Raw genomic sequence first — 16,604 nt, forward strand, 5'->3', positions numbered from 1 at the left:
CGGTGTGAATAGCTTCATTCTGGTCCGGCCCTTGAGCGAAGGCCATAGACGGTGACAGAACAGCCGGATAACTGTATTGTCCAAATTGAGACAACTGTATTGAAAGCACACCCATGATCCTGTTTGCGCCGGACCGTCGGCGGAGTGTCGCCCCGTCCCTGGTGGACCAGACCGTCACCGCCCTGGAAAACGCCATCCAGACACGCCTGCTCCGCCCGGGAATGACGCTACCCTCGGTGCGGCAGTTCGCCCGCGACCATGGCCTGAGCACGTTTACCGTCATGGCGGCCTACAACCGTCTGGTCGCGCGCGGCCTGCTGCAGTCACGCCCAGGCGCCCACTTCCGCGTCGGCCGCCAGCAACAGGCCGCACCCGCACCGGTGCCCGAATGGGTGGCGCCACGCATCGGCGCCTCCTGGCTGCTGGCCGACGTATACGCCGACCATTCGATCGCGATCAAGGCAGGCTGCGGCTGGCTGCCTCCGGACTGGCACGATCAGGCCGGCCTGCCCCATGCCATGCGCCAGCTCAGCCGCGCCCCTGTCAGCCAGATCGCGACCTACGGCCACCCGCTCGGTTACCACCCCTTGCGCGAACACATTGCGCACAGCCTGCTGGGGCACGGACTCGACATTGCGCCCGAACAGGTACTGCTGACCCATGGCGCCACGCAGGCGCTGGACATCATCGTCCGCACCCTGCTGCGCCCTGGAGACCATGTCGCCATCGAGTCGCCCTGCTATGCCAACCTGCTGCAGATCCTGGCTCTGAACCGCATCACGGTTCACGCGGTCCCCAGAACGGCGGAAGGCATCCACGAAGAAACGCTCGAAGCGCTGGTGCACCAGCACCCGATCCGGGCGGTGTTCGTCACCACGGTGCTGCAGAATCCGACCGGCGCCAGCTTCACGATGGCGGGGGCATTCCGCCTGCTGCAACTGGCCGAACGCCATGACTTCCTGGTCGTGGACGACGACACCTCCCGCGAGCTCCTGCTCGAACCAGCCCCCATGCTCGCCGCGCTGGCCGGCGCCAGTCGGGTGATCTACGTGTCCGGTTTTTCCAAGAGCGTGATGCCCTCTACCCGGGTGGGCTATCTGGCCTGCGCCAAACCACTGGTGGATGAATGCGCGCGCACCAAGATGTCGCTGGGTCTGACCTCCACCGAGGTCATGGAGCGCGCCGTCTATCACGTCCTGCGGGACGGACGCCACAGCACCTATCTGCGCGGCATCCGCGAGCGCCTGCGCCAGGCGCACGATCAGGTCACCACCGCCCTGCACGCGCACGGCTTCGAAGTTTGGGGAGAACCGGGTGCCGGGCTGTTCCTGTGGGCCAGACCACCCGCACCGTACCCCACCGGGGCTGATCTGATCCGGCTGACCGAGCGGGCGCTGAAAGCCAGCATCTGGCTGGCCCCGGGCAGCTATTTCGACCCGGAAGGCCGGGAGGAAGGCTGGATGCGCTTCAATGTCGCGTATTCCGGGGACCCTCGCCTGTGGCGGTTTTTTCAGGATGCGCTGGCAGAATCGGCATCAAAGCCGTCCGCAAACGCCTCCAGCAGATAATCCAGCAGGACCCGCACGTTCCTGGGCGTCCGATGCGTATACGGACGCAGCGCGAAGATGGTCCGCCCGAAGGTGCCGACCGGGCGCCATTGGGGCAGGATTTCCACCAGACCGCCCTGGCGCACCGCATGCTGCGCGGAGAAGTTCGGCAGCAGCGCAATGCCCAGCCCCGCGCAGGCCATGTCACGCAGCACCTCGCTGTTGTTGGCCACGAACCGTGGCTGAACAGGGACCGTGACCTGCTTGCCCCTGCGCCGGGAGTCCACGCGCTCGAACACCCAGTGGGCCGCCCCCTGTTGACGCGGATAGTGCAGGTGCCAGTGCTCCACGAGCTGCGCGGGCTCCTGGGGGGTGCCCTGCGCCGCCAGATAGGCGGGGCTGGCGACCAGCAGCGTACGGGTGCGGCACAAGACCCGGGCTACATCGGTGTCCGGCGGTGATTCGACATGGCGCAAGGCCAGGTCGAATCCTTCCGAGGCCAGGGACACCAGGCTGTCCCGCATATCGAGTTCCACCCGGATTTTCGGGTAGCGCCGCAGGAATTCCGGCAGGCGGGCAACCAGTTGCTGACGCGAGAAGGCCACGGGCGCCGTGATGCGCAGCAACCCGGCAGGCACGTCAGACAGATCGCGCACGTCCGCGAAGCTGTGCGCGATGCGCGCGTAGGCGTCGCGCGTGTCCTCGACCAGGCGCTGTCCGGCATCCGTCAGCCGCACCGAGCGCGTCGTGCGCAGGATCAGGGGCACGCCCGCCGCCCGCTCCAGTTCGGCCATCCGTTGACTCATGGCCGCTTTGCTGACGGCAAGCCGCCGGGCGGCCGAGGTAAAGCTGCCCTGCTGCGCCAGGACGATCAGCCAGTGAATATGCGGCCAGAGCCTGTCAATGTTTTTGGAATCCATAAGTCTATTGTTCATTAAAACAAACAATGATTCCAGCCTTCGAGTCTATGCAGCCGCCCAGGCCGTTCTTACACTGGCTCCACCGTGCGCCATGCGCCATGCGCAACGATCGAACCCCTCGGGAGACCACTATGCAAGCCTACGCAGACACCGCCGACGTCGGCCATTTCATCAACGGGCAGCGCACCCTGGGCCAGGGCGACCGCACCCAGGCCATCTACAACCCGGCCACCGGGCAAACCACGCGTCAATTGCGCCTGGCCGGCGCTGCGGACGTCGAAGCCGCAGTCGCCGCCGCAGCCTCAGCCTTTCCCGCCTGGGCGAACACCCCTGCGTCCCGCCGCGCCCGGGTCATGTTCAAATTCCTGGAACTGATGAACGCCCACCAGGAAGAACTGGCGGCCATCATCACGGCGGAACACGGCAAGGTCTTCAGCGACGCCATGGGCGAACTCGCCCGAGGCATCGACATCGTCGAATTCGCCTGCGGCATTCCGCAGTTGCTGAAGGGTGACTACACCGAGCAGGTCGCGACCGGCCTGGACAACTGGACCATGCGCCAGCCCCTGGGCGTCGTCGCCGGGATCACGCCCTTCAACTTCCCGGCCATGGTGCCGTGCTGGATGTTCCCGCTGGCAGTCGCCTCGGGGAACTGCTTCATCCTCAAGCCCAGCGAACGCGATCCCTCCGTGTCCCTGCGCATCGCCGAACTGCTGCGCGACGCCGGATTGCCCGACGGCGTGTTCAACGTCCTGCAAGGAGACAAACAGGCGGTGGACGCCCTGCTGACCCACCCCGAAGTCCAGGCCATCAGCTTCGTCGGCTCCACGCCCATCGCCCGCTCGATCTACGAACGCGGTGCGCAGCATGGCAAGCGGGTCCAGGCCCTGGGCGGCGCCAAGAATCACATGGTCGTCATGCCCGACGCGGACCTGGATCAGGCCGTCGACGCCCTGATCGGCTCGGCCTACGGTGCGGCCGGCGAACGCTGCATGGCCGTGTCGGTGGCCGTGCTGGTCGGCGACGCCGCCGACCGCATCGTGCCCATCCTGGCCGAGCGCGCCCGCACGCTCAAGGTCTCCCACGGCATGGACCCCCAAGCCGAAATGGGACCGGTCATCACCCGGGACGCCCTGGAGCGCATCCGCGGCTACCTGGACATCGGCCTGGCCGAAGGCGCCCAACTGGTGCACGACGGCCGCGACCTGTGCGTCCCCGGCCACGAAGACGGCTTCTTCATCGGCGGCAGCCTGTTCGACCACGTCACGCCCGACATGAGGATCTACCAGGAAGAAATCTTCGGCCCGGTCCTGGCCTGCGTCCGCGCGCCGGACATCGATGCGGCCATCCGCATCATCAACGAACACAGCTTCGGCAACGGCGTCGCCTGCTTCACGCGCGACGGCCACGCGGCACGCGAATTCGCGCGGCGCATTCAGGTCGGCATGGTGGGCATCAACGTGCCCATCCCCGTGCCCATGGCCTGGCACGGCTTCGGCGGCTGGAAAAACAGCCTTTTTGGCGACATGCACGTCTACGGCGAAGAAGGCGTGCGCTTCTACACGCGCCAGAAGTCAGTCATGCAGCGCTGGCCGGACAGCGAGGCCAAGGGCGCGGAATTCGCCTTCCCGACGCACTGATGCACGGGCGCGCCGCCGCATACTCTCTATCTAGCGGCGCTATATCTCCGGCTTATACCCCTGCGCAAAAAATCCTGCTTCCCAGCGTGGGCGCGCCTGCCTAGAATCGGAGCATGAATGCGGACGACGAGACCTTCGATCTGATCGTACTGGGCGCCGGCGCCGGCGGCATGACCGCCGCGTTGGTCGGTGCGCTGGAAGGACTGCGCGTCGTGCTCATCGAACGCACGGACTGGATCGGCGGCACCTCCGCCACGTCCTCGGGGACGGTCTGGATCCCAGACAACCCGCACCAGCGCGCGCTCGGCGTCACGGACGATGCCGGGCACGCCCTGACCTATCTGGACGCCCTGGTCGGCGGACATGCCGACCGGTCCCTGCGCGCAACCTTCATCGACCAGGGCACACGCATGGTCGAATACCTGGAAGCACGCAGCGACGTGCGTTTCAAGGCCTATCCGCACCACCCCGATTATCGTCAGGAACTGCCGGGCGCAGCCCTCGGCGGCCGCCCCCTGGAACCCCTGCCTTTCGACGGCCGTCGGCTGGGCGCCGCGTTCGGGCGGCTGCGCGCGCCGATCCGCGAACTGATGCTGCCCGGAGGCCTGATGGTGACCCGGGGCGAGGCGGCCCGCCTGCTGAGCGGCCCGGCCTCGTGGGACGCCATCCGGCTGGGCACCACGCTGTTCGCGCGTCTGCTCGCCGACCGCCTGCGCCACCGCCGGGGCACGCGGCTGGTCCTGGGCAACGCGCTCGCCGCCCGCCTGTACCAGAGCCTGCTCGATCGGGGGGTGGGCATCCTCATCGGCACGAAGACCACGCAACTGCTCGTCACCGAGGGTGCCGTCCAGGGCGTCATCGTCAGCCGGGACGGCATCAAACGCACCCTGCGCGCCCGCCGCGGTGTGGTGCTGGCCGGTGGCGGCTTTCCCGCCGATCCGCAATGGCGCGAACGCTATCTGCCCTCGCCCACGCCACACCACACCGCAGCCTGGGAGGCCTGCACGGGGGAAACCATCCGCCTCGGCTTGGAAGCGGGCGGCGCGCTGGGCCCTGCCGCAGGCGACAACGCACTCTGGTTTCCCAGTTCGATCGCCACGCGCCGGGACGGCTCTACCGCCGTCTATCCCCACATCGTCCTGGATCGCGCCAAACCCGGCCTGATCGCGGTCAACGCCGCAGGCCGGCGCTTCGTCAACGAAGCCGCGTCCTATCATGAGTTCTCACGCGGCATGTATGCCGCGCACCGCGACACACCCTCGATTCCCGCCCTGCTGGTCTGCGACCGCCGCTTTCTATGGAAGTACGGCCTGGGCATGATCTGGCCCCATGCGCTCACGGTCCACAGACATGTCCGCAGCGGCTACCTGCTGAGCGGCGAAACGCTGGCCGATCTGGCGCGCCAGGCGGGCGTCGATCCCGAAGGCCTGGCCCGCACGGTGGCAGCCTGCAACGCATCCGCCGACAGCGGCCGGGACCCGGATTTCCACAAGGGCGAAAGCCTCTATGACCAGAACAACGGCGACGCCGCGCACCGGCCCAATCCGTGCCTGGGTCCGATCGCGGCCCCGCCGTTCTACGGCGTGCGCGTCTATCCCACGCCGCTGGCCACCAGCCTGGGCTTGCGCACCAACGCCCATGCCAACGTCCTGAGCCAGGACGGCCAGCCCATCGCCGGCCTCTATGCCTGCGGGGCCGACATGCACTCGGTCTTCGGCGGCGAATATCCCGGCGCCGGCACTCAACTTGGACCGGCCATGACCTTCGGCTATCTGGCGGCGCGGCACGCCGCCGGTGCCGCGCCCGAGGCCTGAGCCCGAGGCGCAGCAGCGCCCCCTGTGCAGTGTTTCCTAGCGACAGGGTTCCTCGTCCATCGGCGGACTGGTGATCACCAGGAACACCAGCGTCTCGGTGCCGGTGCAATGAAACTCATGCACCACACCGGGCGGAATGTGCGTCACGTCGTTCGCGCGCACCAGGCGCTCCTCGCCATCCACCACCAGGATGCCCTCGCCGCTGATGACGTGGTAGATCTGCTCCTGGACTTTGTGCACGTGGCTCTCGACGTAGGCGCCGGGCTCGTAGCACGACATGCGATAGTCGAAGAAGCGGCTGCCCGAACGTTCGGGGGTGACGATCGCCTTGGACAGGGCCTGGTTGAAATGGCCGGGGTACTGAATCCACTTCAACTGACCCAGATTGCAGGTCGTCGCCACGGGCTTCTGTTTCGATCGCCCGGAGGATTTTCCACGGACTGCGGCTGGTTTGCTCATCACGGTCTCCTGGTCGGAATTTCAGTTCATGTCCCGGTGCCCGACCCGCCGGGCGCGAGATACGGTTTGCCATACGCGGGTTCAGGATAGCGCAGCGGCGGCAACTGCCAGGTGCCGGTCGACGGCGGGCGCACGTTCGCGTCCACATGCACGTCGACGACGCAAGGCTGCCGCGCCGCCAGGGCCTGCTCGATCGCGGCGCGCAGTTCCTGGGGCCGGGTCACCGTATAGCCCTGGGCGCCGCAAGCGCGCGCCCAGGCGGCGAAATCCGGGTTGTAGGATTCGCCGGTGCGGCCATGGTAGAACGCCGTGCCGATCTCGCGGCCGTCGAACAGACCGTACTGCAGGTCGCGGATCGCTCCCCAGGCGAAATTGTTCCAGACCACCCAGACCACCGGCAGGTTGTACTCGACAGCGGTGCACAGGACATAAGGCGCCATGGTGAAGCCGCCGTCGCCGACCACCGCCACGCAGGGCCGGTCGGGGGCCGCAAGCTGCGCGCCCAGAATGCCGCACACGCCGAACCCCATGGACGAATAGCCCCAGCTATTGAGCATGCTGCCGGGCCGCCTGGCGCGCCAGAACTGCATGAACCAATTGTGATGCACGCCTGAATCCAGGGACAGGATGACGTCGTCGGGCAGCATCTCCTGCAAGGCGCCCACCACGAACTCGGGCCGCAAGGGGCTGGTCGAATCCTGGAAATGCGGCCGGATGAAGGATTCCCACTCGGCCTGCCAACCGGCGACCTCTCGCCGCCAGTCGCCATAGCGTGCCGAGGTCAGTTCGGGACGCGCATCCAGCCCGGTCAGCAACTGCCGCGTGAAGACCTTGGCATCGGCGACGATTCCCACCGTAGGAGGATAGTTCCGCCCCAGTTCGGCAGGATCGATGTCCACATGAACCAGCCGGGTCTGCGGGAAGTTCCAGGAATACCCGGGAATCCAGGTCGAGGACGAACGGTCATCGAAACGCGTCCCGATCGTGAGGACCAGATCGGCGTGGCGGCCCGCCTGATTCGCCGGATAAGCGCCGTTGCGGCCGATGAAGCCCAGGACCAGGGGATCGTCGGCCGGCACGCAGCCCATGCCGTTGGGCGAGGTAATCACCGGAATACCCAGGCGACGCGCCAGCTCGGTCAGTTCGGGACCGGCCTCGGCCAGCGTCGCGCCATGGCCGATGAACAGGGCCGGCCGATGTGCAGCCGCCAGCAGGTCCAGGACGGCGCCTACGTCGGACTCGCGTGCCGAAGGACGTACCCGGTCGTCCAGCCGGGAGGACGGCGGCAACTCGACGTCGGCCTCTTCCTGGAAGACGTTGTAGGGGATGTCGAGGTTCACGGGGCCGGGCCGCCCCATCACCATGGCATCCATCGCCTGACGCAGCGCCAGCGGCAGCATGTCCACCCGCGAAGGCTGGAACGAACGCTTCACCACCGGCCGGATCACCGAGGAAAAATCCGCCTGGTTGTGGGCGTACAGTTCCTGGAAAGGCGCGCGATTGTGCTGGGACGTCGGAACGTTCGCCGTAATGGCCAGGAACGTCGAGGAGTCGGACAGGGCCGTGATCAGCGACATCACCAGATTCGCCGACCCCGGGCCGGTCGAGGTCAGCGTGGCCGCCGGCCGGTGCCGGACGCGATAGTAGGCATCGGCCATGTGCCCCGCACACTGCTCGTGCCGGGGCGAGACCAGCGTGATCCGGTCCCGCGCGCCATGCAGGGCATCGAGGATGCCCACGTTGCCGTGGCCGCAAATGCCGAACACATAGGGAATCTTTTCCTGGATCAGGTATTCGACGATCAGTTCGCCGCCCTTCATCATGGCCATCACATCACTCCCGCAAGGCCGGCCGATCCGGCCCAAGCTCAAAAATGTTCCGGACGTGCGGTACGACGCACACGCGTGGACCGCGATCAGGCGGTCCGCTAGACCCGGATCGTCACCATCCGCTCCTCGCTCATTTCGCGCACTGCGTAGTGGGGTCCTTCCCTGCCGAACCCGCTCTCTTTGGAACCCCCATAGGGCATCATATCGACCCGCGAGCTGGACGTCTCGTTGATGTGCACGCCCCCCACCCTCAGACGCCGAGCGGCGTCGAATGCCGCGTCCAGGCGATTGGTGAACAGGCCGGTCGCCAGGCCGTAAGGCGTGGCATTCACCCGTTCGATCGCCTCGTCCAGCGTCGTGAACGGGACCACCGTCATCACCGGCCCGAAGACTTCCTGGCAACTGATCGGCAAGGATTCATCGACGTCGGCCAGCAGCGTGGGCGGCACCACCGCGCCGTGCCGGGCACCGCCCGCCAGCACGCGTGCACCCCGGGTCCGTGCCTCGTCGATCCATTGCTCCACGCGGCGTGCCGCCGCCAGGCTGATGAGCGGCCCCACCACAGTGTCCGCCCGATCGGGATCGCCACACGGCAGCGCCGACACCATGCCAGCAAGACGGGCCTCGACGCGATCGAGGATCGGCGTCTGAACCAGCAGGATCTGCACCGAGGTGCAGACCTGCCCCGCCTTGCGATAGGCCGCGCTCACGATCTTGGGCAGCGCGACGTCCAGGTCGGCATCGGCCGCCAGGATCGTGAAGGCGATGCTGCCGAGTTCCATCTGGGTGCGGCGCAGGCCGGCATGCTGCTGGATGTAGCGCCCGGCGGCGGTACTGCCCGTGAACGCATAGAAGCGCACGAGCGGCTCGTCCAGCAGCCATTGGGCGACCTCGGCGCCGCCGTGCAGGACGGACAGCAATCCCGACGGCAGGCCGGCCTCGAGCAAGGACTCGGCCAGAATCACCGCCGCACCCGGAGTATGCTCGGACGGCTTGAGGATCACGGCATTGCCGGCCGCCAGGGCCGGTGCGATCTTGTGCGCGACCGTATTGAGCGGCGCGTTGAACGGCGTGATGGCGCACACCACCCCCAGGGGAACCCTCAGCGTGAAGCCCAGCCGTCCTTGCTGCCCCGCCGCACCCTCCAGAGGGACCATCTCGCCCGACAGGGCCCGGGCCTCGTGCGCGGACAGGCGCAGTGTCTGGGCGCTGCGCCGCAATTCGTTCAGGGCATCCGATACGGGAAATCCGGCCTCCTGGCGCAAGACCGCCAGAACGTCGGCCTCGCGCCGCAACAGGACATCGGCGGCGCGATCCAGGATCTGGCCGCGTTCGAACGCGTCCAGCCTGTCGCTGCCAAAAGACTCCTGCGCGCACGACACCGCCTGGCGCACCTGATCGCGCGACGGCACGGCCATTTCGGCACAGACATCCTGGGTGTACTTGTCCAGCACCTGCCCGACCCGCTCGCCGTCGGTCCAGCCGCCGCCGATCAACAAACGGCATCGAGTCACTCGCCGTGTCTCTTCCATGTCTCGTCCCTTCGTCTCAGTGCGCTGGAGAACCGCTCGGGTCATGGCTTACGGCCGATCGAACCCAGGCGATGAGCAGCCTTTGCCGGCATTATAGGAACGCGGAAAAATAGGTAAAAATACTATTTTCGGCGAAGGGGTATAAGCATAATATATAGCGATCCGTCTTTCCCCTCATGCTCCCGTCGATCCCGTCCGGAACCGCGCCATGAATCTCAAGCAGCTGCAGTATTTCGTCCAGATCGTCGAAAGCGGCAGCTTCGCCAAGGCTTCGCGCCAACTGTTCATCGCCCAGCCCGCGCTCAGCCAGCAACTGAGCAAACTCGAAGACGAGGTCGGCAAACCGCTGCTGCTACGCTCCCCAAAAGGCGTCACCCCCACGGAAAACGGGCTGGCCCTCTACCATCACGCCAAGTTCATGCTGCGCCAGCTCGACCAGGCGCTGTCGATCGCCCGCCAGGAAACCATGGAAACCCACGGCATGGTCACCGTGGGCCTGCCGGCCACCACGGTCTCGGCCCTGGGCCTGCCCCTGGTCCAGCGCATCCATGAACGCTACCCCCGGATTCTGCTGAACGTGGTCGAGGGCATGAGCGGCCATCTCAGCCAGATGATCCGCCTGGGGCAGCTCGACATCGCCATCCTGTTCAAGCCCAACGTCGGGACGGATCTGAACGCCGTCCCCATCATCGAAGAAGAACTGTTCGTCCTGCTGCCCCGGTCCAGTGCGCTGGTCGCGCCGCGCCGCGCCCGGATCACGCTGGCCGAGGCGGCCGAACTGCCCCTCATCCTCCCCACCAGCAAACACGGCCTGCGCCAGCGCATCGAAAGCGAACTCGAAGCACGCAATCTGTCGGCGCGCATCGTCGCCGAGATCGATTCGCTCTCCCTGCTCATGAACTGCGTCTACGCCGGCATGGGCGCCACCATCAAGCCCATGTCCGCCCTGCAGCTCGAAGGCGAACGCGGCAAAGAGTGGCGGGCACTGGCCATCTCGGACGCGCAGATCACCCGCCGCAACTATCTCTACACCGTTTCCCACGAAATGCTGTCGCCGGCGGCCGCGCTGATCGCCTCCGAGATTCGCACCACAGTCCGCTGGCTGACCGAAACGGGCCGCTGGCCCACAGTCAGGCTGCTGGAATGAAGCGCCGGCCGCGCTGATCCGGCGGTACGCACCGAGGGCGCCCATGGGCTATATGAATTGCCTATACCCTATCTCGAAAAACGGTATTTCATGATGAGGGGAAATCACCCCTATCATCAACCTGTCATTCCTACAAGAAGCAGCACTCCTGCAAACAATCCATCGGAGACAAGGCCATGAAATACGGCAAGCAGAACACGGGCGCGTCGATACCGCGCCGTGCCGTGCTGAAGTCCGGCGCGGCATTGATCGGTAGCGCAGCTCTGGGTTTTCCCCTGCTGGGCAGAGCCCAGTCCGACGCCATCCGGATCGGTCACCTCACCCCCATGACGGGCTTCCTGGGTGCCCTGGGCAACTATGCCGTCATGGGCATCCAACTGGCCACAGAACAGATCAATGCGGGCGGCGGGCTGCTCGGCCGCAAGCTCGACGTGATCTCGGAGGACTCCGTCAACCCTCAGGTCGCCTCATCCAAAGCGCAGCGCATGATCGAACGCGACCACGTCGTGGCGCTGATGGGCGAGATCAGCTCGGCCTCCGCACTGGCCATCTCGCAAGTCGCCGCGCGCAACAAGATCCTGTTCCTGAACACCGGCGCCCGGTCCGACACCCTGCGCGGCAAAGACTGCAACCGCTACACGTTCCACATCGACATCCCCGTCACGGTCATGGTCAATGCGGCGGGCGAGGCCCTGGCCCGGGACGGCCTGATCAAGGGCAAGAAGATCTACGCCCTGACCGCCGACTATCTGTTCGGCCACGACCTGTCGGCTGCAGTGCGCAAGTTCGTCGACTCGCATGGGGGCAGCTTGATCGGCGACGAACTGGTCGCCACCGACGTCACCGACTTCAGCCCCTATCTGCTCAAGATCCGCCAGGCCAAGCCCGACGTCGTCGCCTGCAATCTGGCGGGCAATCAGGTGACGAACTTCGTCAAGCAATACGCCGAGTTCGGCCTGCAATACCCGATCGCGGGCTTCAACCTGAACACCGCCGACGCCTGGGCCGCCGGTCCCGGCAACCTGAGCGGCATCTGGCCCACCGTGTGGCACCACAAGCTGCAGACGCCCGGCACCCGGTCCTTCGTGGCCGAATTCACCAAGAAATACAACAAAATCCCCGAGAACCACGCCTGGATCGAATACGTGTCGCTCAAGATCCTCGCGCAAGGCATCACCGAGACCAAATCGACCGACACCGACAAGCTCATCGCCTATTTCGAATCGGGCGCGCAGTTCGACATCCTCAAGGCGCGCAAGGCCTACTTCCGCCCCTGGGACCACCAACTCATGCAGGAAGCCTACCCCTTCACCGTCATGCCCCCCGACCAGGTCAAGGGCCCGCAGGACTTCCTGGTCTTCGGCGACCCGGTCCCGGCGCCTGACCAGTCGCTTGAAGTGCTGGCACCGCCCAAGTCGGCCAACACCTGCGTCATGTAGTTCCGGCGCCGCCCGAGGCGGGGCACACGCCCCGTCCCGGGCCCGGCGGCACGCGATCCCCCCCTTCCCTGCCTGGTGAGCGGACATGGAATTCACTTTTTTTCTGGAGCAGGCCGTCAACGGTCTGGTGCTCGGCGGCTACTACCTGCTGCTCGCCCTGGGCCTGTCCCTGATCTTCAGCGTCGGCGGCATCGTCAATCTCGCCCATGGGGCGTTCTACGCCCTGGGCGCCTACGTGTCCCTGGAGGTCATGCGCCACCTGGGCTTCGGCGGCAGCATCCTCATCACGCCGGTGCTGGTAGCCCTGCTGGGCATCCTGTTCGAACGTTTCCTGCTGCGCCGCTTCTACACCGCCGATCCGATCCTCAGCCTGCTGATCACCTTCGCGCTGGCCATGGTGGTCGAACAACTGATCCGCATGATCTGGGGCGCCTCGCCGCTGCCCTCCACCATGCCGGCCGCCTTCAAGGGTTCGATCTCCGCCGGCGATTTCCTGTTCTCGAAATACCGCCTCTTCATCCTGCTGGTGGTCCTGATCGTGATGAGCGGCATCTGGCTGCTGCTGCACAAGACGCCTTTCGGCCGGGTCATCCGCGCCGGGGTCCAGAAACCCGACATGGTGGCCGCCCTCGGCATCCGCCTGCAGCCCTACATGACGGCGATCGTGATGCTGGGCGTCGGGACGGCCGCGCTCGGCGGCGTGCTGTTCGGCCCGATCACCGTCGTGCACCCCGCCATGGGGACCGAGATCATGACCGTCGCCTTCGTGGTGGTCATCATCGGCGGACTGGGCAGCTTCTGGGGAGTCGTGCTGGCCGCGCTGCTGGTCGGCGTGGTGCGCGGCATCACGATCTACTTCGAATCCGCCGCCGGCGAGGCCTCGATGTACGTGCTGATGTTTCTGGTGCTGATGTTCCGCCCGCGCGGCCTGCTCGGCAAGCGGATCGAGCGTTTCGAGTGAGGCCGGCGACATGATGCGCACCTATCGACCCTTGTGGACCGGCATCCTCTGCCTGATCCTGCTGCCCTTCGCGCTCCAGAGCGTCGGCCTGACGCTCGACAGCGCCACGCTCGTGGTGATCCTGGCCATGGCCGCCATGGGCCTGAACCTGCTGGTGGGCTACACCGGCCTGGTGTCCTTCGGGCACAGCGCCTGGTTCGGCATCGGCGGCTACGCGGCGGCGCTCGCCCAGATCCACTGGTTCCCCAACCAGATCTTCATGCCAATCCTGTGCTCGATCGTCTTCACCGCACTGGCCGCGCTGATCATCGGCTTCCTGATCCTGCGCCGCCGGGGGGTGTATTTCGCCCTGCTGACGCTCGCGCTCTGCGCGCTGACCTTCGCCATCGCCTTTCGCTGGACCAGTGTGACCGGCGGCGAGGGGGGGCTGGGCGGCCTGCAACGCGGGGCGATCGGCCCGATCGACCTGAACGACTACCTGGCGTACTACGTCCTGACGGCGACTCTGGCAGTGCTGGTGCTGTACGTGCTGCTGCGCCTCGTGCGATCGCCCTTCGGCCATGTCCTGGAAGCCATCCGGGAAAACCAGTTGAGGGCCACCTTCCAGGGCTACGGGGTCGAATACTACAAGCTCGTGGCCTTCATCCTGTCGGCCTGCGTGACCGGCCTGGCCGGTGCCCTGCTGGTCTTCCTGCACCATCTGGCCGCAGCGGAATCCACCACCGTGGTGTTCTCCGGCGAACTGCTCGCCATGGTGGTGATCGGCGGCATGCGCAGCCTGCTCGGCCCCGCCCTGGGCGCGCTGTTCTATCTGCTGTTCCGGGAACTGTTCTCGATCTATACCGATAACTGGCTGTTGTGGTTCGGCCTGATCTTCATGGCCTTCGTGCTGTTCTCGCCCGCAGGCCTGACAGGCATCTGGACCGCGATCCGGCAGCGCATCCAGCCGCCCCCCGCCGACGGCGCGGCGATGAGCAAGCGCAAGATCCACGAAGGCCTGCCCCTGCCCGCGTTCCTGCGCCCCGAGGCCGACTCCGGCGACGTGCTGCAGGCGCTGGACATCGACGTGCGCTTCGGCGGCATCCACGCCGTGCGCGGCGTGAACCTGACCGTGAGCGCCGGCCAGATCCATGCGCTGATCGGCCCCAATGGCGCGGGCAAGACCTCGACCTTCAATCTGATCTCGGGCCTGTTCATGCCCACCTCGGGCCGGGTCCTGCTGCATGGGCGCGAGATCCAGCGCGAACGCGCCGACACCATCTGCCAGCGCGGTCTGGCGCGATCCTTCCAGATCACCAGCCTGTTCAAGGGCCTGTCGATCCAGGAGAACCTGCGCCTGTCCCTGCAAGCGCACCATCCCGGGCATTTCAATCTCTGGCGCGACATCGACGACTTCCCGGACGTCCAGGCGGAAACGGCCGAACTCATGAAATTCCTCGGGCTCGAAGGCATGGAGCACGTCGGCGGCGATCAACTTTCCTACGGGGGCCAGCGCCTGGTAGACCTGGGCATCGCGCTGGGCTCCAAGCCGCGCGTCCTGCTGCTGGACGAACCCCTGGCAGGCCTGGCCGCAGCCGAACGCGAACGCGTGTCGCGCCTGATCCAGACCATCGCCGCCCACATCCCGGTGCTGATCGTCGAGCACGACATCGACCGGGTGCTGTCGTTTTCGCACCAGGTCACCGTGATGAACCAGGGTGAGGTCCTGCTCACCGGCACACCCGAGATCATCCGCCAGGATCGCCGGGTGCAGGAAATCTACACCGGCACCGGCACACCGCCGGTCACGGGGCGCTCGGCCACGCCGACGGCCGAGCGACCCCTGCTGCTGCGTTTCGACCAGGTCGATGCCTACTACGGAAAAAGCCATATCCTGAGCCAGGCCACCCTGGACGTGCGTCAGGGCGAGATCGTGGCGCTGCTGGGACGCAACGGCGCCGGCAAATCGACGCTGCTGAAAACGCTGATGGGGCTCGTCCACCCCGCCTCCGGGACGATCGAACTCGCGGGACGGCCTCTCTCGGGACTGCCCACTCCCGACATCGCCCGCCTGGGCATCGGCTACGTGCCGCAGGGTCGCGGGCTGTTCGCCGGCATGACGGTCGCCGAAAATCTCGCGCTCGGCCGGCAGGCGCGCGCCACCGACGGGCGCTCGGGCACCGTGTGGGACGAGGCGAAGATCTTCGACTATTTCCCCCGCATCAAAGAACGCATGCACGTCGCTGCCGACTACCTTTCCGGCGGCGAACAGCAGATGGTCGCCGTCGCCCGCGCATTGTCAGGCAACGTCCGGCTGTTGCTGCTCGACGAGCCCTTCGAAGGCCTGGCGCCCACCGTCGTGCAAGAGCTGTTCACCGTGTTCGACCGTCTGCGCGAGCACGTTTCCATCCTGATCGTCGAACACAATCTGGATCTCGTGCTGGCCCTGGCCGACCGGGTCTACGCGCTCGAACGCGGATCGGTCTTCCACGAGGGTCCGGCCGAGCCCCTCCTGACCGACCTGGAATACCGCAAGCAAATCCTGTGGCTGTGAGCGGCACTCTGCCGGCCCACTGCCGACACTCCACCCCATGACCCTGCAGAGGTTACCCATGAGCAACAAGACAGCCCTCATATTCGGCGGTTCGCGCGGCATCGGCGCGGCCTGCGTCCAGGCCCTGGCTGCGGACGGCTTCGACGTCGCCTACACCTACGTCGCCCGCCCGGGGGATTTCCCCGAGCAGATCGGCGGCCGACGCTGTGTCGGCTACGCGGCCGACATCCGGGACGAGGCGCAGGTCGCCCAGGTCTTCGCCGACGTGGCACGGGACTTCGGCGATGCACCCACCTGCGTGGTGGCCAACGCCGGCATCAACGTGCCGCCCGGCCCCCTTGCGCAGTTCGACAGCGATCATTTCCGCAGCCTGGTCGAAATCAATATCGTCGGCGCCTTCAACGTCCTGCGCGAAGCCGCCCGCCACGTCAAGGACGGCGGCACCATCATTGCCCTGACGACTTCGCTGGTGCGCCACGCGGTGCCGGGGATCGGCCCCTACAGCGCCACCAAGGCGGCCGTCGAATGCCTGGTGCGTTCCCTGGCCAAGGAGCTGGCGGCACGCAATGTCCACGTGAACGCGGTCGCGCCCGGCCCCGTGGATACGGATCTGTTCCGCTCGGGCAAGAGTGCGGAGGCCATCCAGCGTTCGGCCGCCATGAGCCCGTTCAACCGCGTGGGCGACCCGGCGGAGATCGCAGCCGTCATCGCTTTTCTCGCCTCGGGCAAGGCCTCGTGGGTGCACGGACAGGTCATCCAGCCCAATGGCGGGCTGATCTGAAC

The 16,604-nt window shown here is 66.5% G+C and carries 12 protein-coding genes; 8 read left to right on the plus strand and 4 right to left on the minus strand.

The window, feature by feature from the left end; all coding sequences use genetic code 11:
- Positions 1-113: 113 nt before the first annotated feature.
- Positions 114-1,568 (plus strand): PLP-dependent aminotransferase family protein, encoded by a 1,455-nt coding sequence (locus tag WA983_RS05145; protein ID WP_424247021.1) that lies wholly within the window; start codon positions 114-116, stop codon positions 1,566-1,568.
- Here the strand turns inward: WA983_RS05145 and WA983_RS05150 are convergent.
- A complete protein-coding gene (locus tag WA983_RS05150; RefSeq protein WP_424247023.1) occupies positions 1,511-2,467 on the minus strand; it encodes a LysR substrate-binding domain-containing protein in 957 nt (318 codons plus the stop codon). The genes WA983_RS05145 and WA983_RS05150 overlap by 58 nt on opposite strands.
- 131 nt (positions 2,468-2,598) lie before the next feature.
- Here WA983_RS05150 and WA983_RS05155 point away from each other — a divergent pair, with 131 nt between their 5' ends.
- Both WA983_RS05155 and WA983_RS05160 read left to right on the plus strand, forming a co-directional pair.
- Complete coding sequence (locus WA983_RS05155) at positions 2,599-4,107, plus strand: CoA-acylating methylmalonate-semialdehyde dehydrogenase (protein WP_424311692.1); 1,509 nt, start codon at positions 2,599-2,601, stop codon at positions 4,105-4,107.
- A 113-nt stretch (positions 4,108-4,220) separates the two neighbouring features.
- Positions 4,221-5,921, plus strand: a complete 1,701-nt coding sequence (locus WA983_RS05160; protein ID WP_424311694.1) for an FAD-dependent oxidoreductase — start codon at positions 4,221-4,223, stop codon at positions 5,919-5,921.
- A gap of 36 nt (positions 5,922-5,957) precedes the next feature.
- On the opposite strand, the gene WA983_RS05165 is transcribed toward WA983_RS05160, so the two are convergent.
- The 3 genes from WA983_RS05165 to WA983_RS05175 all read right to left on the minus strand — a co-directional run bounded on the left by WA983_RS05165 (position 5,958) and on the right by WA983_RS05175 (position 9,741).
- Entirely contained in the window at positions 5,958-6,380 is a 423-nt protein-coding gene (locus tag WA983_RS05165; RefSeq protein ID WP_424249940.1) for a cupin domain-containing protein, read from the minus strand.
- Between the two features lie 26 nt (positions 6,381-6,406).
- A complete protein-coding gene (locus tag WA983_RS05170) occupies positions 6,407-8,209 on the minus strand; it encodes a thiamine pyrophosphate-binding protein (RefSeq protein ID WP_424249939.1) in 1,803 nt (600 codons plus the stop codon).
- A 98-nt stretch (positions 8,210-8,307) separates the two neighbouring features.
- A complete protein-coding gene (locus WA983_RS05175; protein WP_424249937.1) occupies positions 8,308-9,741 on the minus strand; it encodes an aldehyde dehydrogenase family protein in 1,434 nt (477 codons plus the stop codon).
- Positions 9,742-9,949: 208 nt separating this feature from the next.
- On the opposite strand from WA983_RS05175, the gene WA983_RS05180 reads away from it, so the two are divergent.
- From WA983_RS05180 to WA983_RS05200, 5 genes are all read left to right on the plus strand, one after another.
- The gene (locus tag WA983_RS05180; protein WP_424249936.1) at positions 9,950-10,888 is read left to right on the plus strand and encodes a LysR substrate-binding domain-containing protein; all 939 of its coding nucleotides are present in this window, start codon (positions 9,950-9,952) and stop codon (positions 10,886-10,888) included.
- Positions 10,889-11,064: 176 nt separating this feature from the next.
- A complete protein-coding gene (locus WA983_RS05185; RefSeq protein WP_424249934.1) occupies positions 11,065-12,327 on the plus strand; it encodes an ABC transporter substrate-binding protein in 1,263 nt (420 codons plus the stop codon).
- A gap of 85 nt (positions 12,328-12,412) precedes the next feature.
- On the plus strand, positions 12,413-13,288 hold the full coding sequence (locus WA983_RS05190; RefSeq protein ID WP_424249932.1) for a branched-chain amino acid ABC transporter permease: 876 nt from the start codon (positions 12,413-12,415) through the stop codon (positions 13,286-13,288).
- Between the two features lie 10 nt (positions 13,289-13,298).
- On the plus strand, positions 13,299-15,821 hold the full coding sequence (locus tag WA983_RS05195; protein ID WP_424311696.1) for an ATP-binding cassette domain-containing protein: 2,523 nt from the start codon (positions 13,299-13,301) through the stop codon (positions 15,819-15,821).
- A 58-nt stretch (positions 15,822-15,879) separates the two neighbouring features.
- Complete coding sequence (locus WA983_RS05200; RefSeq protein ID WP_424311697.1) at positions 15,880-16,602, plus strand: SDR family NAD(P)-dependent oxidoreductase; 723 nt, start codon at positions 15,880-15,882, stop codon at positions 16,600-16,602.
- The last annotated feature ends 2 nt before the right edge of the window (positions 16,603-16,604 follow it).

The organism is Castellaniella sp. (assembly GCF_049650445.1).
Taxonomy (GTDB): Bacteria; Pseudomonadota; Gammaproteobacteria; order Burkholderiales; family Burkholderiaceae_B; genus Castellaniella.

What these genes read in the sequence shown, in the direction of transcription:
- WA983_RS05145 (WP_424247021.1), top strand. Translation starts at nt 114, where the DNA reads ATGATCCTGTTTGCGCCGGACCGTCGGCGGAGTGTCGCCCCGTCCCTG.
- WA983_RS05150 (WP_424247023.1), bottom strand. Translation starts at nt 2,467, where the DNA reads ATGGATTCCAAAAACATTGACAGGCTCTGGCCGCATATTCACTGGCTG.
- WA983_RS05155 (WP_424311692.1), top strand. Translation starts at nt 2,599, where the DNA reads ATGCAAGCCTACGCAGACACCGCCGACGTCGGCCATTTCATCAACGGG.
- WA983_RS05160 (WP_424311694.1), top strand. Translation starts at nt 4,221, where the DNA reads ATGAATGCGGACGACGAGACCTTCGATCTGATCGTACTGGGCGCCGGC.
- WA983_RS05165 (WP_424249940.1), bottom strand. Translation starts at nt 6,380, where the DNA reads ATGAGCAAACCAGCCGCAGTCCGTGGAAAATCCTCCGGGCGATCGAAA.
- WA983_RS05170 (WP_424249939.1), bottom strand. Translation starts at nt 8,209, where the DNA reads ATGGCCATGATGAAGGGCGGCGAACTGATCGTCGAATACCTGATCCAG.
- WA983_RS05175 (WP_424249937.1), bottom strand. Translation starts at nt 9,741, where the DNA reads ATGGAAGAGACACGGCGAGTGACTCGATGCCGTTTGTTGATCGGCGGC.
- WA983_RS05180 (WP_424249936.1), top strand. Translation starts at nt 9,950, where the DNA reads ATGAATCTCAAGCAGCTGCAGTATTTCGTCCAGATCGTCGAAAGCGGC.
- WA983_RS05185 (WP_424249934.1), top strand. Translation starts at nt 11,065, where the DNA reads ATGAAATACGGCAAGCAGAACACGGGCGCGTCGATACCGCGCCGTGCC.
- WA983_RS05190 (WP_424249932.1), top strand. Translation starts at nt 12,413, where the DNA reads ATGGAATTCACTTTTTTTCTGGAGCAGGCCGTCAACGGTCTGGTGCTC.
- WA983_RS05195 (WP_424311696.1), top strand. Translation starts at nt 13,299, where the DNA reads ATGATGCGCACCTATCGACCCTTGTGGACCGGCATCCTCTGCCTGATC.
- WA983_RS05200 (WP_424311697.1), top strand. Translation starts at nt 15,880, where the DNA reads ATGAGCAACAAGACAGCCCTCATATTCGGCGGTTCGCGCGGCATCGGC.